We start from the raw sequence: 25385 nt of genomic DNA on the forward strand, positions 1-25385 counted from the left end.
ACGTACTACATACAACTTAAAACTTACAATGTGATAAAAAATTATTTTAAAACGGCGTGGAGAAATCTTGCACGCAATAAGGTTTATTCCTTCATCAACATTGCAGGTTTAAGTCTTGGTTTGGTTTGCACCATGTTGATAATGTTGTATGTAAAAGATGAAGTAAGCTTTGACCGGTTTCATAAAAACGTAAGCAATATTTATCGCATTGTATCGCAGCGAAAAGAAAATAAAATCCCTGTCACAGGCATTTTGCAGGGTCCCCGTTTCACACAAAACGTTCCGGGCATCAAATCTTTTGTACGTGTAGAGAACCGCTATGAAGATATAAAAAGCGGAACAGAAGTTCAGTCGAAAAATTTATTACGTGTAGATGCTAATTTTTTTTCAACCTTTACTTTTCCCTTACTGTCGGGTAATGCTAAAACATGCCTGGCAGAACCACATACCATTGTATTAAACGAAGATGCAGCAAAAAGGCAATTCGGCACAAGCGATGCCGTTGGTAAAATAGTAATGATAAAGGAAGACAGCATATTTGTTCCTTACGAGGTAACGGCTGTTGCAAAACGTTGCCCGCAAAATTCTTCCATACGGTTTGACATACTCCTGCCTTTTAAAGTATCTGAGGCAGATGCAAAAGACACGCATAACTGGTTCAACTCTTTCTTAAATACATTTGTAGTACTGAACGAAAAAGTAAATCTGCAAACTGTAGAAAAGCAAATGCAAAATTTTTACATAGCGGATGCAAAGGACACTTTTGAAGAAATGTTGAAAATTGATGGAGGAGATCCAAACGCTTTTTCTATGGGTACCTATTTTTTACAGCCTTATGCTGATATGCATTTGAGCAACGATCTTCCTGCAGGCAATGGACTAACCAATGCAAGTAATCCTGTTTATTCGTATATCCTTTCCGGCATTGCGTTATTTGTGTTATTGATTGCGTGTATCAATTTTGTAAACCTTACCGTTGCACGTTCCGTTAAAAGAGCCAAAGAAGTGGGAATTCGAAAAGTGATTGGAGGCGACAGGAAGCAGATTGTCATGCAGTTTCTCGGAGAATCTTTTTTCTTATGTACTATTGCTTTTATACTGGCAATTGTATTAGCTGAGCTGTTGCTTCCTTTGTTTAATGCCCTTTCCAATAAGGTCTTATCGATTTCTCATTTGCTGGATACAAAACTGGTAGCGGGTTATATTGCCTTATATCTTGTTACAGGTTTGCTCGCAGGTTTTTACCCTGCGCTGGTTTTGTCAGGATATAATCCTGTGCAAACGTTATATAGCCGTTTTCAGATTGCAGGGAAAAATTATCTGCAAAAAACATTAGTGGTATTGCAGTTTACACTGGCGTCATTTTTAATCATTGCAACATTTATCATCTATGCACAGTTTAATTTTTTAACCAAAACAGATTTGGGATATGATGATAACAATCTTGTTACAGTAAATAAAGACAGGCTGAAAAATACTGATGCTGCTGTTTTTAAAAATGAATTACTCAGGAACCCTGACATTGTTGGTGTAAGTGTAAAGAATGCCGGTGAATGGCATACCGGTACAAAAAATGCTGCTGGCTCTACCGTGTATTTTGTCAATGAGACCATTGACGAAAATTATCTGCCATTGTTAAAGATACCATTGATAGCAGGAAGGAATTTTTCCACAGCATTTCCCGCTGATGCTACGCAATCTGTTATTGTAAATGAAAGTTTTGTAAAAGCGGCAAACTGGAAAAACCCGGTTGGCGAAACGATAAGCATTTTGGGAAGCAGTAATGAAATATATCGTGTAATAGGTGTTGTAAAAGATTATCACTTTGCATCATTAACCCGGAAAATAACGCCGCAGTTGTTTTCCATGAGAGGTTTATATGGAATTTATTACATCAGGATAAAGCCCAATACTGCAGCTGCCAGTTTAAATTGGATACGAAAAACATATCAGCAATTTTATCCTATGACGCCTTATTCGTACAGGTTTAAGAATGATGAAAACAGGAATCAGTATACCGAAGTTGAAAAATGGAAACAGATTATTTTGTTTGGGGCTATACTTACCATATTTATTTCATGCATAGGCCTGTTTGGATTATCCGTTTTATCGGCAGAAAAAAGAACCAAAGAAATCGGGATACGTAAAGTGCTTGGTGCATCTGTGCAACATATTGCCACAACACTTTCGGCAGATTTTATAAAATTAGTTGTTATAGCTTTAATCATTGCATCCCCGCTTGCATATATTGCTGCAAATAAATGGTTACAACATTTTCCTTACCGGATTGCTGTTAATGCTTGGATGTTTACAGGCACAGCTTTGCTGGTTATTTTTGTTGCATTGTTTACTATAAGTTTCCAGGCAATAAAGGCAGCGTTTGCAAACCCGGTGAAGAGTTTAAGAACGGAATAGTAGCAACAACTTCCCTTCCCTCTCCCCAAAGAGAAGAGGGTGCCTAAACTCAAGGCGGTTAGGGAAATGGTAAGAGCTGGTGTTGGGAGAGAAGTAAGTGGTAAGAAGTAAGCGTTTTATTAACGCTGATAGCAGACTGCTGATACCTCCCCACTTGCTTCTTTTCACAAAATTTCCTTACCTTCAAAACTCACGCTCATTATTAAACGATAAGCTTATGACCTCACAAAACCGCAGAAATTTCATTAAAAGCAGCGGTATGGCTGCATTGGGTTTAGCCGTAATTCCATCTTCATTAAAAGCCTTTGCGCCAAGTGATAAATTAAGAATAGCCCATATAGGGTTAGGTGGAATGGGTAATAATCATATGAAATGGTTTGCCGGTATTCCTGAAGTAGATATAGTGGCACTATGTGATGTAGATGAAATTCATTTAAATGAGACAAAAAATAAACTGAAAGAACTTCGTCCCGGTGGACCAAAGGTTAAAACCTATGAGGATTTCAGGCGCATACTCGATCGCAAAGATATTGATGCCATTACCTGTGCAACGCCTGATCACTGGCATGCAACCATAGCTACGCTTGCCTTCCAGGCTGGTAAAGATGTGTATGGCGAGAAGCCGCTTTCGTATGATGCGGGCGAAGGAAAAATAATGCTGGAAAACATGAATAAGTATAACCGTATTTTCCAGATGGGTAACCAGATTCATGCCACTGATAATTATCATCGCGTGGCGGAGCTTATAAAATCCGGTAAGATTGGTAAAGTGCATACCGTTCGTTTATGGAAAACGGGTGTGCCGCCGGAATTGAAGAATACTGAAATTGCTCCTGTGCCGTCAACGCTCAATTGGGATATGTGGCTTGGGCCTGCCCCGTACACAGAATACATTCCTGCCAAATGTCATTTCACTTACAGGTATTTTCTTGATTATTCCGGTGGTGTGTTTGCCGATTTCTGGTGTCATATTGCTGATATAGTATTCTGGAGCTTACAGCCCAAAGGGTTAAAACGTATTGATGCAAGAGGAGAGAAGGCTGATGGCATTGCGGATGTGCCCAGGTGGCTTGATATAGACTATGAATTTGATGATCTTAAAATATTATGGACAAGCAAACCGCCTGATGTGCCCGGTGCGGCTGAGAAAGGCATCGGGGCATATTTTGAAGGAGATAAAGGAACATTGATGTGTGACTATGGTTCACGAGCTATTGTGCTGGATGGCGAAACCTTAACGGATATTGATTATGTTCCTAAATCAATCAAACGTTCACCGGGCCATCAGCAGAATTTTGTGGATGCTGTAAAGGCAAGAACTCAGCCCGAATCAAATCTTGCTTATGCAAGAGAAATGACATTGCCTATGCATCTTGGTCTTATTTCATATCGCTTAAAACGCCCGTTGCAATGGGACGCCGCTGCTGAGCAATTTATCAACGATGCAGAAGCAAACGCACTGCTGCACAGAGAGGCGAGAGAGAAGTGGAGGTTAATTTGAGAATTAATTAATTTGAAAATTTGAAAATGATTGTACAAAACAATTTTTCTTATCTTACTTTTCACGTTTGAAGCAGCACTATACACATTTTCAAATTTTCAAATTGCCACATTTTCAAATTATCACTGTCCGCTTTCGTACACCCTGCGTCCGCTTTCGCACACACCCTTACATGATAAGCTTGTAAAAAACTGATTTTCATTTGTTTGAATGCTGGCATACCGGTTGTTTCCCATGAACAGTTATTTATATATACTCACGGAAATTAAAACCGTATGTTTAAGAACTATCTCACCATTGCTTTAAGAAATATCAGGCGCAGCAAAATTTATTCCTTCATCAATATTTTTGGTTTAAGCCTTGGGCTGGCTTGTGCCATGCTCATTATACTTTATGTAAAAGATGAAGTGAGTTATGACAGGTTTCACAAAAATGGTGATCATATTTACAGGATAGTATCAAAGAACAATAAAAGAGGTGAAGAACGTAAAAGCAGTAGTACCGGTTATCTGCAGGGCCCAAGGTTTGCGGCTAATGTTCCGGGCATAGCATCCTTTGTTCGTATACAAAGCGGGCGGCAGGATATAAAAAAAGGCACCAATATACAAGGCCACGACCTGTTATTTGTGGATTCGTCTTTTTTTACTGTTTTCAGCTTCCCGTTGTTGCAGGGAGATGCCAAAACCTGCCTTAAAGATCCCCAATCAATCGTATTATCCGAAGATGAAGCCATAAAGCAATTTGGGACTACAGATGCTATCGGAAAAATGATAATGCTGAAAGCTGATTCTGTTTTTTCTCCGCATCGTGTTTCGGCTGTTGCAAAACGTGTTCCCCAAAATTCTTCTATTCAGTTTAATATCCTGCTTCCTTTCAGGGAGTCTGAAGCGGATGCACATAATGATGATAATTGGTACAGCTTTTTTCTAAATACGTTTGTAGTGGTTAATCCTGAAAGTAAGGTATCAACGATTAACAGTAATATGCAGAAGTTTTATGTAGCCAATGCAGGTAAAACTTTCAAGGCAATGGTAGAGAAATATGGAATAGGAGAGGATGCTTCAATGGGTACGTATTATTTACAGCCTTATACAGATATGCATATGAACACCGAATTGCCTGCGCAAAACGGGTTAACCAATGCAAGTAACCCCATGTATTCATATATATTATCGGGTATTGCTTTATTTGTTTTGTTGATTGCCTGTATAAATTTTGTAAACCTTACTGTTGCACGCTCGGTAAAACGTGCTAAAGAAATAGGTATCCGTAAAGTTGTTGGCGGCGACAGGAGGCAGTTAATATACCAGTTCCTCGGAGAATCATTTGTACTTTGTTTTATCGCCTTTTCGCTTGCAATAATATTGGTGTGGGCGATACTTCCCTTATTCAATGATCTTGCTAACAAAGCATTGAGTTTTTCCTATTTGTTTGATGCTGAACTAATCGGCGGATACATTTTGCTTTTTATTTTAACGGGATTGCTTTCCGGGTTCTATCCTGCGCTGATCTTATCGGGTTATAATCCTGTAGAAACTTTATACAGCAGGTTTAATTTAAAGGGCAAAAACTATTTGCAGAAATCACTGGTGGTTTTACAGTTTTCACTCGCTTCTTTTTTAATCATTGCCACATTTACCATTTATGCGCAGTTCAATTACCTCACACATAAAGATCTTGGATATGATGATCATAACGTGATTGAATTGTATAAAGACCAGATAAAGTATGATGAAGGGGCTTTATTTAAAGCTGAGTTGCTGAAAAATCCGGATGTGCTTGAAGTAGCATTGAAAAATTCCGGAGGATGGATGACAGGAGCAAAAACAGCCAACGATTCCAGTATGCAGTTTGATTATGAAACAGTAGATGAGGCCTATATACCATTAATGAAAATTCCTGTTGTAAAAGGAAGAAATTTTTCAAAAGACTATCCGGGTGATGCGGCGCATTCCATATTAGTGAACGAATCGTTTGTACAAAAAGCAGGGTGGAAGGAGCCGATAGGAGAGACGGTTAATTTCTTTTATAATAACAATGAAATCTATACGGTAATCGGCGTGGTAAAAGATTATCATAATAAAGCATTGAATCAAAAGATCGGGCCGCAGATGTTTACAATGAAGAAAGATAATGGGTATGGATTATATGATATCAGGGTAAAGCCGGGAACTGAAACACAGTCGCTCAATTATATTCAAAAAGCTTTCAGGAAATTTTATCCCATGAACCCATACAGTTATGTATTTAAAGATCAGCAGAAGCTAAAAGAGTATGAAAGAGAAGCAAAATGGAAGCAGATTATTTTATTTGGCGCTATACTCACCATTTTTATTTCCTGCATCGGGTTATTTGGATTGTCTGTACTTTCTGCTGAAAAACGTACAAAGGAAATAGGTATACGTAAAGTATTGGGCGCTTCGGTTAACGGGCTGGTTACTATTCTTTCCAAAGATTTTTTAAAGCTGGTTTTAATAGCGTTGGTTATTGCTGTTCCTTTGGCATGGATGGCTTCCAATAAATGGCTTGAAAATTATCCTTACCGCATTACCATAGGCTGGCAGATGTTTGCGGCCGCGGCATTACTGGTAATAGCTATAGCGTTGATTACAGTGAGCTTCCAGGCAATAAAAGCGGCGGTGACAAACCCGGTAAAGAGTTTGAGAACGGAGTGAGGGTAGGAAGAAATAAGATGTAAGTAGCGAGAAGTAAAACACCTATGGCTGAATGCTGATAGCTTAAAGCTGACAGCTATTTCAAATCTTAAACTTCAAATTTCAAATGTTCAAAAATTATTTTAAAACCGCATGGCGGAATCTACTTAGAAACAAGGGGTTTTCCCTCACCAATATTTTTGGATTAACCATTGGTATTTCGTCAGCTGTTTTTATTTTATTGTGGGTGTATGATGAACTCACTTTCGACAGGTTTCAAAAGAATTATAAAAATATATACCAGGTTATCGCCAACCGGGATTTTAAAAACCAGGTTTTTACAGACAGAAGTATGGCGCTGCCTTTTGCAAATGCACTTGAAAATAGCTCTCCGCAAATAAAGCATGCTGTTGTTACAACGTATCAGCAGCAAAACTTACTTGCTTACAACAATAATAAAATAAAGAAAAAAGGGTATGTGGTAAGCGATCATTTCTTTGATATTTTCTCATGGCAGTTTATTAAAGGCAATGCTGCAACTGCATTAAAAGACCCTGCATCTGTTGTTCTTACAGAAAATGCAGCAACGGCTTTTTTCGGAAACGAGGATCCTATTAATAAAGTTTTGGTGATAGATAACAGCAGGAATGTAAAAGTAAGTGGGATAGTTAAAGACCCGCCGGGAAATTCTACCTTTCAGTTCGACTGGATAAGGCCATTTAATTATGACGACCCTGATATAAAAGCTTCAATGAATGAATGGATCAACTCCTCATGGAATGTATTTATAGAAACAGCGCCCGGAGTTGATACTGCCTTATTAAATAAAACCATTACCCAAACAAAGAGAGCGCATGGGAATGATGAGATCAGCAGTTATTTCGTTTTTCCAATGGACCACTGGCGGTTATACAGTGCTTTTGAAAATGGAAAGAATATCGGTGGACTGATTGAACAGGTACAGTTATTTTCTGTAATTGCCATAATCATCCTGTTGGTAGCATGCATTAATTTCATGAACCTTTCTACGGCAAGAAGCGAAAAGCGTGCAAAAGAAGTTGGTATAAGAAAAGCACTGGGATCAGGAAAGAAACAATTGATTACACAATTTTTTTGTGAATCATTTATTTTAACGTTCATTGCGTTTGCGCTTGCCATTATTGTAGTTGTTTTATTATTACCATCATTTAATATATTGGTAGACAAGCAGCTTTCTTTACATATAATGCAACCCGTATTCTGGTTGATGGCGTTGGGTGTGATTATATTCACAGGTTTTGTCGCCGGTAGCTATCCGGCACTGCACCTGTCTTCCTTTAATCCCGTAAAAGTGTTGAAGGGAATAAATGTTTCAGGTAAGCGAACGGTATTGCCGAGACATGTGCTGGTTACTTTACAGTTTGTAATTTCTATTTTACTGATATCAGCCACAGTTATTGTTTACCAGCAGATGCAATACGTTAAAAACAGGGATATAGGGTATAATCCCAATGATCTTATAATGATCCCATCTACGCCGGATACTGATAAAAATTTTGCTGCGATAAAAAATGATTTGCTTGCATCAGGCATTATTGCCGGCGTAACCAGAACGTCTTCGCCTATTACTGAAGTTTGGTGGAATACCGGTGCCCCGGATTATGATGGCAAGCCAGCCAACGCGCAAATAATTATGGGAGGACTGTCTGCCGATGTTGATTTTACAAAAGCAATGGGTATAAAAATGTTAGAAGGTCATGATTTTACGGGAACACCTGCTGACTCTGTTTCCATGCTCTTAAATAAAGCGGCTGTAGATGCGATGAAGCTTAAAAATCCTGTTGGTATGAAAATGCGTTATGGGAGAACATATACTGTCACAGGTGTAACGGACAATATAATCATGACTTCGCCTTATGAAAAACCATATCCGATGTTGATGCTGTTTGATGGTAATAGCTCAAGTATGAATACAATGCGCATAAAACCAGGCGTGCCGGTGAAAAAAGCAATTTCAATATTAGAAGGTATATTTAAGAAATATAATCCTTCGGTGCCTTTTGAATACAAGTTTGTTGACCAGGAATTTCAAAAAAAGTTTACCACAGAAGAATTGATTGGCAGGCTCGCCAACATTTTTTCCATTCTGGCAATATTTATCTGCTGCCTTGGGCTTGCAGGGCTGGCATCCTTTACAATAGAAAAGCGGTTTCGTGAGATTGGCGTGCGTAAGGTACTGGGCGCAACTGTTCAGCAATTGCTAATACTGATATCAAAAGAATTTTTAAAGCTGGTGATAATAGCATTCGTAATTGCAGTTCCCCTTACTTACTGGTTAATGAGCGAATGGCTTGGTAAATACAATTATCGCATTCATATTGATATATGGGTTTTTATTGTTGTTGGATTTTTGATGTTTTTTATAGCGTTGGCTGTTGTAAGTCTCAATACTATAAAAGCAGCAATGTCTAACCCGATAAAATCATTAAGAACGGAGTGAGCATAAAGGGAAGTGATAATAAGCAGAATATAGAAAGCCAAAACCCAAATGTGAAACTGGCAACAATTATAAATAATAAACCTCAAGATTATAATGCTAAAAACCTATATAAAAATTGCATGGCGCAATATGCAGAAGCAAAACTTTTTTACGCTTATTAATATAGGAGGCTTTGCTATCGGTATTGCGGCTTGCCTGCTCATTGCTTTATATGTGAGTAATGAGATGAGTTATGATAAAGATAATCCCAATAAAGATCGCATCTATAGAATTATTGGAGAAGCTACAGTTAATGGAGAAGCGCACAATGGTATTTCTTTTCCTGCTCCCATGGCAAAAGCATTGTTGAATGATTTTCCGGAGATAGAATCTGCGGCCCGTATTATGAGTAATGAATTATTCGGAAGCGCCAATAACCAGGTGAGAAGAGCAGACCAGCAGGTAAATACTTACGAAACAGGATTTTGCTTTGCAGACACAACGTTGTTGAACATGCTGAACGTACATATGATTTATGGCGACAGAACCAGGGCTCTTTCTGAACCCGCATCAGTAGTACTTTGTAAAAGTATGGCAGATAAGTATTTTCCTAATCAGAATCCGGTAGGGCAAACCATGACTTTTAATGACCGTATCCCGGTCAAAGTGGGTGGTGTAATGCAGGATTTTCCACTCAATTCACACCTGCAATACAGAGGCTTTATTTCTTTAGCTGGATTAAGCTTTGGCGATGGCGAACAGGAAAACTGGAACCAGAGTAATTATGTTATCTATCTGCAATTGAAACCAAACGTGGATGTGCAAAATTTTAATAAAAAAATTAGTGCCGATGTTATTAATAAGTATATGATTCCCGCAGCAGGAGGCAAAAAAAGTGTAGAAGATATTTGGAAAAGCGCACACCTTTATCTGCAGCCCTTAACGGATATTCATCTGCATTCCTATGGTTTGGAAGATACTAGTATAAAATATGGTGATATTCGTTTTGTGTACTTGTTTTCAGCCATTGCTATATTCATTTTGGTATTAGCCTGCATTAATTTTTTAAATCTTTCAACTGCTCGTTCCGCTAATAGAGGAAAGGAGGTTGGTTTACGCAAAGTGATAGGTTCCAGTCGCAGCAGTCTTATTAAACAATTCCTTACGGAATCTATGTTGTACAGTCTTTTTTCCTTTTTTGTAGCAACAATCATTGCTGTTATGGTATTACCACTGTTCAACAAAGCTGCCAATACACACCTCACGCTACCCTGGAGTGAATGGTGGCTTGTTCCACTGCTTCTTGCTGCCTGTTTTATAGTAGGCATATTCGCAGGATTATATCCTGCTTTTTACCTCTCCCATTTCAAACCAATTAATACATTAAAAGGTAACCTGAGCCTGGGTAGCCGGAATACGAGATTACGCAGTGCATTAGTAGTATTTCAATTTAGTATTTCCATTATTCTGCTCATCGGCACAATGGTGGTTTATCGGCAAATGAACTATATCATGCATTCTGATACCGGATTTAATAAAGACCAGGTAATTATGATAAAAGGAGCTGATGTACTGGGTAAGCAAACGGTTGCCTTCAGGAATGAATTGTTGAAGCTGCCGGTGGTGAAAAATGTTTCCGTAAGCGATTATCTGCCTGTAACCGGTAAAAGAAATGGTAATCCGTTTTGGGAAGAAGGCAAAGATGAGAATCGGATACAGGGACAACGCTGGGTGATAGATGAAAATTATATTTCTACGCTCGGTATGCGAATTATTGAAGGACGAAATTTTTCGACAACTATGGGAACAGATAGTGCAGGAGCGATTATTAATAAAGCATTCGCTGATCAAATTGGAGGAGGAAATGTAGTTGGAAAAAGAATTTCAAATGGCTATGAACATCTTACTGTTATTGGCGTAGTAGATAATTTTTATTTCGAAAGTATAAAACAGAAAGTAGATCCGCTATGTATGGTGTTGGGAAATAGCAACAGTATCGTTTCTGTGAAGGTGAATGCTTCTGATATGAAAGAGACGCTTGCTGGTATCGAAAAAAACTGGAAGACATTTGTGCCACATCAAACCATGCGTTTTGATTTTATGGATCAGGGCTATGCATTAATGTATGCAGATGTGCAGCGCATGGAATATATTTTTACCGCTTTTTCCATACTCGCCATAATTGTTGCCTGCTTAGGATTATTTGCTTTAGCCGCTTATATGGCCGAACAACGGAGTAAGGAGATTAGCATTCGCAAAGTACTTGGAGCTTCTGTTCCTAATCTTTTTGGGTTGTTGACAGGAAATTTTTTAAAGCTCATCCTTATTGCAGTATGTGTGGCTGTACCTGTTAGCTGGCTGCTGATGAACAAATGGCTTGAGGATTATGTGTACAGGATAAAAATAACCTGGGATGTATTTGCTATAGCAGGTATTGCAGTGTTATCTATAGCACTGCTAACCATTTGCTGGCAGGCAGTGAAAGCGGCGGTAATAAACCCGATAAAGTCTCTCCGGTCAGAATGACCTGATGTTGGAATATGGGATAACGGAATTATAAGGAATGTAAATACTGTATGGAGATTTGAGTAAGTGAAATAATAAACAATCAGTATAAAAAATGAGCCAGGTATGTTCAGGAATTATTTAAAAATTGCTTGTAGAAATCTTTGGAAAAACAAAGTTTTTTCTTCTATTAATATCATAGGGCTGGCAATTGGTATGGCTGCTTGCCTGGTGATACTGGTATTTGTATTGTACGAAAAAAATTTTGACGGATTCCATACAAAGAATATATACCGGCTTAATGAGGTACAGAAGTTTGAGGGGATGGTGGAACCACAAAACGTTGCGTTATCTATGTTTCCTATGGGACCTACACTGAAAAGTGAGTTCCCTGAAGTGGAGAATTTTGCAAGAGTAAGGCAACAGGAAAAATATGATTTGAATTATGGAGATAAAAAAATATATCTTGAAAAAGCCTTCTTTGTTGATTCTACTTTTCTCCGGATGTTTGATTTTAGTGTAAGCAATGGTAACAGGAATGTTGTATTACAAACACCCAATAGTGTAGTGTTAACCAGGGAGACGGCTCATAAAATATTTGGCAGTGAAAATCCTATTGGTAAAACAATTGTTCATTATATAGGAGATACTATAAATTTTAAGGTTACCGGAATAATGGATGATGTGCCAGAAAATAGTCATCTTCAATTTGATGCATTGTTTTCTTTCAGTACTATTGTCCGCCCGCAACATATGGAAAACTGGGGAGGCAACTGGCTGGTTACTTACCTGCAACTTGCCCCGGGCACAAATACTGAAGCAATGGAAGCAAAGTTTCCGGCTTACCTTAAAAGGCACATGTCTGCAAATGATAACTGGAAGTTTTATGAACTTTTTTTGCAGCCCTTAAAAGATGTGCATGCGGCATCAGCCAATATCACACACGATTATGTAAACTATCAAAAATTCAATAAAACATATACCTACCTGTTCTCTGTAATTGGTATTATCATATTGTTGATTGCTGCAATAAATTTCATGAATTTGTCTACAGCTAAATCTGCGGAACGCGCCAAGGAGGTTGGTATACGTAAATCTGTTGGAGCAAAAAGATCACAGCTTTCATTACAATTTATCGGGGAATCCATATTGCTCACCCTGATGGCTTTTGTGTTGGCCATTTTATTGGCAGTTTTGTTTTTGCCATATATGAGCCAATTAAGTGGAAGAGAGTTAAGGCTTCCATTATTCAGCAATGCTCAATGGCTAATATCGCTGTTCGGCGCTGCTTTATTGCTCGGGTTTATATCTGGTATTTATCCTGCATTATTTCTATCATCGTTCAACACTATTAAGGTATTAAAGGGAGGTGCACAGTCAGGAAAAAGCGTACCAATGCTTCGTAATATATTGGTGGTTACTCAGTTTTCCAGCGCTATATTTTTAATTATTGCCACAGTGTTTGCTGTACGGCAATTGAGATATATGGAAAAGAAGGACACAGGTTTTGATAAGGAGCAGGTGATGATTATACCACTCGATAGGGCAACCTCACCAAAATTTAATGCGCTTAAAACAGAGCTCAAAGGCAATCCGCTTGTAGTGGCTACAACAGGATCAAGACAAACCCTCGGCAACAATCTTCACCAAAGCGGGTTTACTTTTCATAGTGGTAAAGGCCCCGCAAGAAGCATGGCTTCATCGCAGGTGGTGGTTGACCCTGATTATCTTACCCTGTATAATATTAAACTGGTTGCCGGCAGAAATTTTAATAACGGGAATGCAGCCGATAATGGCAGAACTTATATTGTGAATGAAACCATGGCTAAGGAATTACTTAAAGATGATCCGGGACAGCCATTCGAATCTCTACTTGGAAAAAAATTTGGTTTCAGCTTTGATGGATTAGATACCGCCGGAACAATTATTGGCGTTGCGAAAGATTTTAATTTCAACTCGCTTCATCATAAAATTGAAACGCTGAGCATATTCAATAAAGCTGATGTTGGATTTAGCGAAATGTCTGTAAAGATTAACGGCTCAAAAGCAAAAGAAGCTATCAGTTATGTTGAATCTGTATGGAATAAATTAATGCCGGGCAGCCCTTTTGAATATAGTTTTTTAGATGAACATTTTGCAGAATTGTATAAAGCTGATTCGCAGGTAAGTAAAGTAGTAGGCATACTGGCAGTATTGGCGGTAGTGATATCTTGTCTTGGATTATTTGGGTTGTCATCTTATGCCGCTGAAAAAAGAGTGAAAGAAATTGGCATAAGAAAAGTACTGGGCGCAAGTGTTGGTAATATTACGGCTACACTTTCTAAAGATTTTATTAAACTGGTATTGATTGCTAATGTAATAGCATGGCCTGTTGCCTGGTATATTATATCTAACTGGTTGAATGATTTTGCATATCGTATTCCTGTAAGTTGGATGGTATTTATTGCAGCGGGCGGCGTTGCATTGGCGATAGCCGTTATAACTATCAGCTTTCAGGCTATAAAAGCTGCTATGGCTAATCCTGTAAAATCATTACGAACTGAATAACTGTTGCAAACTGAATGCCCTTATGCAAGGTGAATATGATGATATGATAGAAGACAAGATATGGAAGCTAATGGCAAAAAAACTGAGTAATGAAGCAACGAAAGAGGAGTTGAAGGAATTGGATGATATTTTAAGCAGAAATGCAGCGTTAGCCGATAGCTGCAATTTGATAACTGAATTTTGGAACTATATGAAATTCCCGGTACCTGAAGGTAGCAGAGAAGCATTGAATGCACATTTAAAAAGAATGAGCAATGAATGAAATTTATTTGTAGAACACGAATTGTAAGCCGTTTATATTTTTTATTATACTTCTAATGCTTGGCATATGATCAGAAATTATTTTAAAACCGCATGGCGGCATCTGCAGGTAAAAAAAGTGTTTACATTTTTAAATGTGTTAGGCCTGGCAGTAGGTATTGCGTCCTGCTGGATTATTTACCGTATTGTACATTTTGAACATAGTTATGATTCAGCGTTGGACAAAAAGGGAAATATTTACCAGGTAGTGTCAGTGTTTTCGGGAGAAAATAAATCAATGATGGGTGCTGCAGCCAGTCCATTGTATCAGGCATTGAATGAGCTGCCGGGAATAGAAAATATTGTTCCGGTATATAATGAATGGGTTACGAGTATAGAGGTGCAACGAAATAATCAACCGTTTATTAAACAATCACCGGAAGGTATTGCTGCTGTTACGCCATCTTATTTTAAAATGCTTACATATAAATGGCTTGCCGGAAATAAAGAAAAAGCTTTAAGCGATATAGCAGGTGTAGTGCTAACCAAAAGCAAAGCAGATATGTATTTTCCCAATATGAAGCCTGAAATGATTTTGAATAAAACCATCACTTATTTCGGGCGTGACACAGTTAACCGGAAAGTTACAGGTATTGTTGAAGATTTTACAGAACCAACACAGTTTACCAGCACCGAATTTATAGTATTAAAGGAAAAGGTATATCCTTTGGGTGAGTGGACAAATACAAACGGCAACGTACATCTTTATTTACAATTGAAAAATACGACTGGTATAAAGGCGCTCACAGATAATCTTAATAAGATTGATGAAAAGTATTGGATGGAATTTGGCAAAGAAAGAGGTGAGCAAATAAAGAAGGGGAGAAGTTATGTTTTGTATCCGCTGAAAAATATTCATTTTGCAACTGACATATCAGACTATTATGCCCCAGCCCGGGTTAGTAAAACAGTACTTAATGGTTTGCTGGGCATTGCTATATTTTTGCTTATGCTTGCTTGCATTAATTACATTAATATGAGTGTGGCACAAATACCGCAAAGGGGAAAAGATATTGGTATACGCAAAACACTTGGTGGCACAAAAGGCCAGTTGATATTACAGTTTTTATGTGAAACAGGTTTTACAGTAATCATGGCCTGCCTGGTTGCTGTTGTTACAACCTGGTTGGGTTTTGCATTGTTGCGGGACATTATTCCGCAAGGAGTGCGACCTGGTAGCAGTATTCAAGATATACTATTGTTCGGTAGCGTATTGTTAGTGATAACGGTTATATGCGCAGGCTTGTATCCTGCATGGTTGATTACAAGAGTGAAAACGGTAGAAGTATTTAAAAATTTCGGATTAAAAAATTACAAAGGCTTTAGCCTGCAAAAACTGCTGATTGTTTTTCAGTTTGTTATTGCATTGGTTTTTATTATTTGTACGGTTATTGTTTCTTCTCAACTACAGTTTATACTTAAGTCCGACATGGGTTTTAATAAGGATGCAGTGGTATTGGCAGGTGTTCCCTGGCAGTATGCCAGAACACCTGCATACAAGGGCAGGGAAGTTGCATTGCTTGATCGCATTAAAAGAATTCCAGGCGTTGAAGCGGTAATTGGCTCTGAACCATTGTCGCAGGCTTATTCTTCAAGTCCGTTTCAAATAACAAATGATAAAGGCGAGTTAATAAAGGTTCAGGTTTTTAAAAAAGGAATTGATACATCATATCTGGGATTTTATGAAATGAAGTTACTGGCAGGAAGAAATATTTTTCCCTCGGATACATTGTCAGAAATTATATTGAACGAAACTGCAGTTAAAAGTTTTGGATTTGCAACACCAGAAGCCGCTATAGGAAAAATGATTAATCAATTAGGCAATGCAAAGGTTCCTGTTGTTGGAGTAATAAAAGATTTTCATACCCAGGATTTTTACAAACCTATAGAACCATTAGCAATGATGAATAACTGGGATGGATTGACTTCTTTACATATCAGGCTAAAAAATTCAATGGGCCAGTGGCAACAGACTATACAAAAAATTGAAAGGGAATGGTATAAATTCTACCCGCCGGATACTTTTAAATTTAAATTTTATGATGAATCAATAGAAGCAATCTATAAAAAGGAACGGCAGACTGCCAAGTTAATCAGTATAGCTGCCGCTATTATGATTTTTGTAAGCTGCCTTGGTTTATTTGGCTTGGCAACATTAATGGCCTGGCAACGAACAAAAGAAATTGGCATCAGAAAAGTATTGGGTGCCCATGTTATGGGAATTGTAACATTGTTTGTAAAGGACTATGTGAAATTGATTATTATATCTATCGTAATAGCTATGCCGATAGCCTGGTGGGCAATGAACCGGTGGTTAACAGATTTTGTTTATCGTGTAGAAATACAATGGTGGATGTTTGCACTTGCCGGGCTCGCTACAATTGTTTTGGCTGTTATCACTATAGGATCTCGTGCTGTTAAAGTCGCGACAGCCAATCCGGTTAAGAGTTTGAGAACCGAGTAGACCTCACCCCGCCACCTCTCCATGCAATGCGGAGGGGCGCCTAAATTCAGTACAGGCTGATGAAATACAGGGTGGGAAGCATGTGAATGCTATTGCTGGTTTGATTTTTGTAAGATAACTTGCGCCAAAAATGAAGAGGTTTGAGGTTATTCATTTATTTTATTATGCTTCTTGTTTTTTTCAGTAGTTGTCGCAGCACAAGATCGGGGGCTAAGTCCAAAGAAGCATCCGTTAGGATCAGTACGCCGGGGCGCACAGATAATGCCAATGCATTAAATAATAATGATGAGCAACTGCCGGAAATGCCTGAGCGCAGGTCAGCGCCCAAAATAATTTTTCTCACTCCCTTCAATATTGAGAGAGGTGATCTCGTGCAATTTAAATACGCTATCAAAATGAATATTGAGGTGGAGAAGCTGATTAATGCTGATTTATATTCATTTATTGATAACTGGTGGGGCACACCTTACCGCATGGGTGGTTCAACACAGAAAGGGGTGGACTGTTCCGCTTTTACACAAACACTCATGTCTTCCATATATAATCTATCCGTACCACGCACCGCTGTGGCGCAAAAAGGTTATTGCATACCTATCGACTTTAATGAGCTTAAGGAAGGCGATATGGTTTTTTTTAATACTTCCCGAAGGGCAAATGCCATTACACATGTGGGCATATACCTGCAGGATGACCAGTTTGTACATGCTTCTTCTTCAAGCGGCGTAATGATCAGCAGCCTGCACGAAACCTACTGGAGTAAAAGATTTAAAGGAGCAGGCAGGGTAATAGATGAAAAGATAACGGGAACGGGTACCGGAAGCAGGTAATATGCTGTATACTTCAAAAAATGCCCTACTCGTACCCATTTTCAAACACTACCGTTTGTCCCTTTTTTAAAACAACAGAAATTATTCCCTGTTCGCTTTGTTTGATTAAACGCCTGTCAATACTTTTTGAAAGCCATGTTTTGAAAGGCAGTTTGATATTGAGCATACCATCTTTTTCTGCAATAACTTTTACGGCAGAGGGCACGCCGTTTTCTTTTTTAGCGCTTATCAAAAAAGCGCCTTCAGCACGCAGATCCGTAAATGATACCGCTGTCCAATCATCCGGAACAGCAGGAAAAACCTGTATATATCCATTTCGGCTTTGCAACAGCAGTTCATGTACTCCCTGTGCAAATGCAAAATTACCTTCAAGCGTAAAAGGGCGGTAAGTAAAATTTGAGTATTGTCCTCCTTTCTGATCTCCATTCAAATGAAAACTATTGGGCGAACAGAAGTTTAACGCGAATATTTTTAACTGCTTTACTGCACTGTCTGCCTTATACGCTCTTGCATATAACGATGCCATCCAGGCAAATGAATACCCGCACCATTCACGTGTTCCTTTTTCTTCAATACGCTTCAGCGAATTTTCTATGATGGTTTTATCAGCGGGGTTATTTACATCCAATAATACCAACGGATATATTGCCATATATTGAGACATATGGCGGTGTGATTCATTAAGGTTTTGCCCGGGCGCAACTGTAAATCCTGTTGCATTAACTTCATAATCCGGCAATTGTTTTAATATCTTGTTCCAATGCTTTGCTTCTTCATTTTTTTCCATTGCTGTTGCAGCTTCACCTGCAACAGTAAATAAATATTTTGCAAGAGAAAGGTCAAAATTGCTCCATTGCAAAAACCAGGCATCAATGCGGTTATTATTGTATTCAGGGCTTGAACTGAGCGGTAATGTCCTTACACCGTCTTTCACTCTTGTAATATTTTCAAGATAGACAGCAGCTTCATGCAGATAAGGATATGCCCTGTCTTTAAGAAATATATTATCCATCGAGTATTTCCATTGCCAGTAAAAATGTTGTGCACACCAGGCAACAACAGTTGGAGATAATGAATATTGTATCCATCCGCCCATCGGATCGCCGCTCAGCGTTACTACACCCGGTACATTCAATCCTTCTACGCCAAAATATTGTTTGGTGTATTGCAGGTTTTTGGGGCGGATTGACCAGAGCCAGTCTGTAAACGTAGCGCCTTCTGCCAACCGGTTGCCGGTATATGTTGGCCAATAGCTCAGTTGTGTATTCAGATCATTATGAAAATCGCCTTTCCAGGGTGGCAGGCTGCCATTGTCGGCAGTCCATACAGCCTGCAAGGTAATTGCAGGAGCACCTTTGCGTGCCACACATCCCAGCTTATACATTTCAAGATAGTATTGCTTCTCAATAACAGGGTCGGGTAACCGAAGTGATGATTTTTTCCAAAACTCATCCCACCAGGCTGTATGTGTATCCCAGCCGGTAGGTTCTTTTAAAGAAGTATCCAAAAGCTTTAATGCAGCCGGTTTATCTTTTTCAATTACCCAGGCGCCGATTATTTTATTGCCGGGAAATTGCTGCCATATAATTTTTACTTCGTAGAAATGTCCATCGTATGTAGGTTGACGGTAATGGATGGTGTTTGCGGTTGCTGTAACCGTACCTTTGGCATAACCCAGTTTTTCCAGTCCTTCGCCTGCTTTGCTGTTGCCATCCTGAATGGTAGTTTTACCACTGTTGTAATTATGTACGATAAGCCCGGGCGTCAGTAGCCTGGTAATATCTTCAGTGCCCGGCAAATTTTCAAATCCAAAATACCCGGTATTTTTTTGCGCATGTATATAGCAGTTAAATACAACCCCGCTTTCAAACCTGGTGGCATTCCACGCGTTGTTGATATATAATGTGTTTGATACAACCCTTCCCAACCTGCTTATATCAAACTCCATAGCTGCAGCCGGCAATTTGGTAGGGTACGGAGTATTATCATATGGATGATCACCCAGTTTTTGAACAGGCGCATAATTTTTTTTCAATACCTGCTGCTCCACCCATTTAAAATTAAATTTTGAGAGATCAAGCGCTTTGCGTTCATCCCACAGGTCTGCACGATCAAGAGATAGGCGAAGTTTATTTTCTTTTTGCCATATCAATGCGCCAAGCATGCCATTACCGAGCGGCATTGCTTCATCCCAGCGTTCAGCAAGCTTATCAAATTGTAAATTGTGCTGAGGAAGAGGTTGTGATGGTGAAATCAAACAGCAAAATAAAAATACTGACAAAAGGAAGAGCTTTGCTTTTACAGAAGAGATAAACATGATCCGAAAATTATTTTTTATCAATGCTTTTGTTCACCCATTTGCGCATGAGATATTTACGCACAGGTTCGTCATAAAAACGCATAACAATATAAGAAAACACAAGTATAAAGATGATTAATATAATTACAATCATCCATAATGTTGCGCCGGATGGCTTATGCGAAAGATAGTAAGAGCCGAAAACCGATACACAAAAATAATGTGTCATGTACAACGGGTATGATAATCTTCCTAAAAAGATACATAACTGTTGTATAAAGCCGCTGGTATTTACGCCTGCCGATAATGCTATTATAAAAGGGAATATAAGCATTACGATTACCAGCTCCCTCGTCCAGTCATTATCTGCATGCGGAATAAAGAAAACCAAACCTAACAGGAGCAATAATACAAACGCGGGTATTTTATTTTTGATAACAACATTAAATCGGAATAACACCAGTCCTGTAGTAAAAGAGAAAGCAGTTCTTGCCCATCCGTCAAAATAGTAGTGAGATTCCCAACCCATGATAAGCCAGCCTCTTTGTTTGGCGATATATATAAGCCAGCCTGCAAAAACAAGATACAATAGCAAGAGTATTTTTTTTGAGATACGGCTTAATACAAACGCGTAAAAAATATTGGCAATGTATTCTGTAGACAAAGACCATGATGGAGGATTTAACGGAAAAACATTATCTGCCTGGTTTGGTAAGATCGCAAGCGGGATCAATAACAGAGTTGCAATAAATGCAAGGATTGTATTTGTCCATCCTGCATCTGCAATATTATTCGCAAAAGGATTAAATACATAGGACAGCAATCCCAGCACAGCTCCCAGTATCACCATTGGGTGTAAACGGATCAACCTGTTCCTGAAGAAATTACCCATGCCATTTGTTTTAATGCGCTGGTCGTAAGCATAACCAATTACAAAACCGGATAGGGCGAAGAAAAAATCCACGGCAAGATACCCGTGCCCCAGGTGACTATCTTTATGATATGGAAATATGTATTCCAGGAAATGGAAAATCAATACTATTATTGCGGCAACGCCTCTTAATCCATCCAGTAAATAATAATGGGGTTTTGACCCCGGGAAACCAATATCAGATTTTAGCATAGTGTGTATTGAGCATAAATGATAAATATTCTGGCCGCGAATTCCGGCATTCCGCATGTGCGGGGTGATTTAAGATTGTACAGGATACGCAATTGTTATTCGTTTATTTGTGTTTAAAAATATGACTCACTTCTAATTCTCCCACCACAAATACACTGCCGCATACAATGATCAAATCATCCTGGTGCGCCTTTTGTATGGCGGCTTTAACAGCAGCATTTACATCAGGGTAGTGATGACCATGAAGATGGTATTGTAGTGCTTTCGCTGCAAGCTCATTTTCAGGCAATGCACGGGGAATTTGCGCTTTTGTAAAATAATAGTTTGCTTCTTTGGGCAAAAGCGCCAGCACCTTTTCAATATCCTTATCTTTTACCATGCCCATTACGATATGCAGTTCGTGAAAATCCATCCACTCTGCCTGGGCAACCAGTTGTTTAATGCCATCTTCATTGTGCGCTACATCAATAAAAACATCAGGCTTGTGACCAACCTGTTCCCACCTGCCATGTAAGCCTGTAAGCTTTTTTACATTATTCAATCCGGCATGTATATTTTCACCGGAGATATTCCAGCCCTTATGCTTCAGCGCATCTGTAACGGCAAGCACTGTAACTACATTTTTTGCCTGGTATAAACCGGTAAGATCAAGGCTGAAATCTTTCTTTTCATTATCCGCCTTGTTTACTACGGTAATGTGTAAACGATGGGCTTTATAAATATGATCTTCTGTATACCTTACCTGGTCAGCAAAAATAATAGGCGCATGCTTTGCCCGGGATACATCAGTAAACACATCCGATGTTTCAGCATTTGCTTCACCAATTACTACAGGAACATCCTGTTTGATAATACCTGCTTTTTCAAATGCAATTGCCGCTAATGTATTTCCCAACAGGTGCATATGATCCATACCAATGTTGGTAATCACGGAAACCTCCGGGTTTACCACGTTGGTACTGTCAAGCCTGCCGCCCAAACCGGTTTCAATAACGGCAACGTCTACCTGCATTTCGGCAAAATACTCGAATGCCATTGCAACTGTTATTTCAAAAAACGAAGGTTGTATTTCTGCAATAAGCGGTGTGATTTTTTGAGTGAACTGCGCAACAAAATCTTCACTTACCATTTCACCGTTCACTTTAATACGTTCCCGGAAATCTTTTAAATGCGGTGAAGTATATAAACCTGTGCGATAACCTGCATTTTGAAAAACAGCCGACAGCATATGACTAACAGATCCTTTTCCATTGGTGCCGGCAATATGTACGGTTTTAAACTTATGATGTGGATTGCCCAACCGATCGCAAAGGATGATGGTATTGGTTAAATCTTTCTTTATAGCAGCATCACCAATACGGCTGAACATGGGCAATGCTGTGTACAGGTACTCAATTGTTTCTTTATAAGTCATATCAACAGAAGCGATAAAAGGAGCATTATTTGAGCTTGCGTTTTCTAACTCCTTCTTTAGTAATAATTACAGGTTTAATAAAACCATTTTCATCAAAATACATATGTTCAATGCAGGTCTCCCTGGAATTGCCATCCGTTTCTGTTATAGGCCGGCGATGATATACAATATACCATTCGTCTTTGCCCGGGACCTGTATCACAGAATGATGCCCTGCCCCATTCGCGATTGCAGGATCCTGCTGCAAAATTTTTCCTACGCGTTGAAAAGGGCCAAATGGAGAATCAGCTATTGCATAAGCTACGCTATAATTGGGTCCGGTCCATCCGCCTTCTGACCACATGAAATAATATTTGCCATTACGGATAAACATAAAAGGTCCTTCTACATAACTTTCCGGGGTAATTTCTTTAAATATTGTTCCATCTTCAAATGGTATGAAGCCAGTAAAATCATCATTAAGCCTGGCAATATTGCAATGCCGCCAACCGCCATAGATAATATAATACTTGCCGTCTTTGTCTTTAAATACAAACTGGTCTATGGGTTGCGCGCCATTGTGAAATTTATCAATTAATGGTTTGCCGAGATGATCTTTAAAAGGTCCTTCAGGCTTATCTGCAACAGCTACACCTATACCACCTTTTTCATTATCATTCTGAATATCGTTGGCACCAAAAAACAAATAATATTTCCCGGATTTCTCAACAATGGCCGGCGCCCACATAGCACGCCTGGCCCATTTAATTGCCGCTGTATCCAATATGCGGGAATGTTTTGACCAGGTAATTAAATCCGGTGAAGAGAATGCGTCGAGAAATACCTGTTTATTATAAGGTGCGGAAAAAGTAGGATATATCCAGTATTGCTTTCCAAAAATAATTCCTTCTGGATCTGCATACCAGCCTTTAAAAAGGGGATTGCCGGAAGTAACGGTTTTTTTATTTTGTGCAAATGATATTACACTTAGCGCCAGAACAGCAATGGTTACAAATATTCGCTTCACTTTTTTGTGAGCAAATCTAATTGAATTCTTTAAGAGTAGCGTGGGAATAAAACAGGGGTGCATTTTAAATTATCGCTGCATATTTAGTTGCCCTCCCGCCTGCCAACAGTTGCCTTGTATAGACAAATAGATACTTTAATATTGATAAAACCCGGCAATATAGGTGCAGCTGAAGCTATTTAAACACCGGGTCTGCAGGGTAGCTGCCAACAGGCAGGTTTTTTATTCCTCTCCGCGCAGCGGCGAGGGAAAAGCGATGGGCTATTTGGAATATACCCAAACAGGAAAAGGCTGCTTTTCAGCAACCTTTCTGCAATATTATCATACAGGATTAATGACCGAAAGTCATTTCATAAGTGTATGTCTGACCATCTTCAGTTACGGAAGAGCTGACTTTAAATTCAGTGGTAGTTAACGATACAATTGAAGAAATTTCTTCGTCTACCGTAATTTTGCTTTCATTGTCTGAAAAACTCCAGCTAGTTATATAAGATTGATCGTCCTCTTCATCACATTTTTCGGCGCCTTCATCTATAATAAGTGTTTTATCCGCTTTAAAGGTATACAGGTTGTCTTTATAACATTCATCCTGCGCAGCTAACATATCAACTGTGACAGCACCGCTTTTAGCAACAAATGCTTTTATTTTCCATGTACCTGCAGTAAGCAATTCGGTTTTTGATTTTTTATCTTCTTTTTTACAGGATGCAAATGTGCCCAGTACAGCAAAAGCTACTACCGCGAAAAGTAAATGTTTGATTTTCATAAATAGATATTTGGGTTTAATGCAATAACGTATTTTTTTAACAATAAGTATATATATTATAAAAATAAAGCAGCTTCCATCTGCAGGAAGCTGTCTATTGTATTCTATAAGGTTACAGGAAATAAATCAGTTACTATAATTTGATACCAACACTAAAGCTCAGTACCCTGTGTTTGCCTAACTCATCTTCTGAGCTTGAAGTGCCTGACTGAAGCTTTGCGAGCCCTAAACCATAATTAACAGAAAACAATGCTCTCTTACCTTCTAAACCCAGGGTGCCGTTCAAGCCATAATCAAACCTCCTCATAATTCCATAACCTGCACCTTGTTCACCTTCTGTAAATGGATCGTCATCAGAAAATTTGATATTTTCAGTACGCTTGAAATCAATACCTGCAAAACTTCCTGATATTTTATTCTTTCCGCCAACACCCATTGCTACATAAGGTCCTGCGCCAAAAAAGAAACTGGCATCTTCACCCAACGGAAGTTTTATGACCGCGTTTACGGGCAACTCGAGGTAATAGGGTTTGGTAGAGGAGGTGATACTATTCCATTCAACCTTTGTTCCCTTACCTGTAAAAAACAATCCCGGTTGAATAGCAAAAAATCTTGTGATGGGAAGATCAGCCTGCAGACCTGCATGGAATGACGCGATGCCTCTTGCATCATCTACAGCTCCGTCTTTATCAACAGTAACATTGGCAAGGTTAAGACCTGCTTTTACCATGACACCTGCTTTTTGAGCTTTAACAGCAACAATACCAAGCAGCATACACGTTCCGAAAAGAGCAACAACTTTTTTCATACAATAAATTTTGATATACTTTTTTCAAAACGCTTGCCAACTTCGCATAAGCACAGGCGTTAAAGAAGAAGTATGCTTATTCAGTTATTTTTATCTTATGATAATTGATGAATTGGGGAATTAAAGCCACAGGCTGTCAGCTATCAGCTATCAGCTATCAGGTATCAGCAGTCAGTGTCTTGTCCTAGCATAAGTAGACAGATTTAAGAACAAAAAAATCTGTAATACCATGACAAGAGATGTCCAAACGGTGATCCGGTATAGTATTAGCTTTAAGCAAAAAGTAGTCAGAGAGTTA

At 38.9% G+C, this 25385-nt stretch carries 15 protein-coding genes; 9 read left to right on the forward strand and 6 right to left on the reverse strand.

Annotated features, from left to right (window positions below; translation table 11 throughout):
* Nucleotides 1-30: 30 nt before the first annotated feature.
* The 9 genes from DC498_RS20190 (at nt 31) to DC498_RS20230 (ending at nt 17671) form a co-directional block, all read left to right on the forward strand.
* Nucleotides 31-2415 carry an ABC transporter permease gene (locus tag DC498_RS20190; protein ID WP_116875974.1) on the forward strand — a complete coding sequence of 795 codons (2385 nt, stop codon included), beginning with the start codon at nt 31-33 and terminating at the stop codon, nt 2413-2415.
* 217 nt (nt 2416-2632) lie between these two features.
* A complete protein-coding gene (locus DC498_RS20195) occupies nt 2633-3916 on the forward strand; it encodes a Gfo/Idh/MocA family protein (RefSeq protein ID WP_116875989.1) in 1284 nt (427 codons plus the stop codon).
* A gap of 275 nt (nt 3917-4191) precedes the next feature.
* Nucleotides 4192-6591: an ABC transporter permease gene (locus DC498_RS20200; RefSeq protein WP_116875975.1), complete on the forward strand. Its 2400-nt coding sequence runs from the start codon at nt 4192-4194 to the stop codon at nt 6589-6591.
* Between the two features lie 106 nt (nt 6592-6697).
* The gene (locus DC498_RS20205) at nt 6698-9049 is read left to right on the forward strand and encodes an ABC transporter permease (protein WP_116875976.1); all 2352 of its coding nucleotides are present in this window, start codon (nt 6698-6700) and stop codon (nt 9047-9049) included.
* A gap of 129 nt (nt 9050-9178) precedes the next feature.
* Entirely contained in the window at nt 9179-11554 is a 2376-nt protein-coding gene (locus DC498_RS20210) for an ABC transporter permease (RefSeq protein WP_206197708.1), read from the forward strand.
* A gap of 105 nt (nt 11555-11659) precedes the next feature.
* Entirely contained in the window at nt 11660-14080 is a 2421-nt protein-coding gene (locus DC498_RS20215) for an ABC transporter permease (RefSeq protein WP_116875978.1), read from the forward strand.
* Between the two features lie 22 nt (nt 14081-14102).
* The gene (locus tag DC498_RS20220) at nt 14103-14342 is read left to right on the forward strand and encodes a hypothetical protein (RefSeq protein ID WP_116875979.1); all 240 of its coding nucleotides are present in this window, start codon (nt 14103-14105) and stop codon (nt 14340-14342) included.
* A gap of 66 nt (nt 14343-14408) precedes the next feature.
* Nucleotides 14409-16844 carry an ABC transporter permease gene (locus tag DC498_RS20225; RefSeq protein WP_116875980.1) on the forward strand — a complete coding sequence of 812 codons (2436 nt, stop codon included), beginning with the start codon at nt 14409-14411 and terminating at the stop codon, nt 16842-16844.
* Nucleotides 16845-16984: 140 nt separating this feature from the next.
* Entirely contained in the window at nt 16985-17671 is a 687-nt protein-coding gene (locus tag DC498_RS20230) for a C40 family peptidase (RefSeq protein ID WP_116875981.1), read from the forward strand.
* A gap of 25 nt (nt 17672-17696) precedes the next feature.
* Here DC498_RS20230 and DC498_RS20235 read toward each other — a convergent pair whose 3' ends face one another.
* From DC498_RS20235 to DC498_RS20260, 6 genes are all read right to left on the reverse strand, one after another.
* Entirely contained in the window at nt 17697-19988 is a 2292-nt protein-coding gene (locus tag DC498_RS20235; protein WP_240628059.1) for a glycosyl hydrolase family 95 catalytic domain-containing protein, read from the reverse strand.
* 10 nt (nt 19989-19998) lie between these two features.
* The gene (locus DC498_RS20240; protein ID WP_165813911.1) at nt 19999-21093 is read right to left on the reverse strand and encodes an acyltransferase family protein; all 1095 of its coding nucleotides are present in this window, start codon (nt 21091-21093) and stop codon (nt 19999-20001) included.
* A 103-nt stretch (nt 21094-21196) separates the two neighbouring features.
* The gene (locus tag DC498_RS20245) at nt 21197-22507 is read right to left on the reverse strand and encodes a bifunctional folylpolyglutamate synthase/dihydrofolate synthase (protein WP_116875983.1); all 1311 of its coding nucleotides are present in this window, start codon (nt 22505-22507) and stop codon (nt 21197-21199) included.
* Between the two features lie 25 nt (nt 22508-22532).
* Nucleotides 22533-23513, reverse strand: coding sequence for a glycoside hydrolase family 43 protein (locus DC498_RS20250; protein WP_240628060.1), 981 nt, complete (start codon nt 23511-23513; stop codon nt 22533-22535).
* Between the two features lie 331 nt (nt 23514-23844).
* Nucleotides 23845-24279, reverse strand: coding sequence for a lipocalin family protein (locus tag DC498_RS20255; RefSeq protein WP_116875985.1), 435 nt, complete (start codon nt 24277-24279; stop codon nt 23845-23847).
* Between the two features lie 133 nt (nt 24280-24412).
* Complete coding sequence (locus DC498_RS20260; RefSeq protein WP_116875986.1) at nt 24413-25087, reverse strand: porin family protein; 675 nt, start codon at nt 25085-25087, stop codon at nt 24413-24415.
* Nucleotides 25088-25385: the final 298 nt, after the last annotated feature.

Origin of the sequence: Terrimonas sp. (assembly GCF_003075435.1) — a bacterium.
Lineage (GTDB): Bacteria > Bacteroidota > Bacteroidia > Chitinophagales > Chitinophagaceae > Agriterribacter.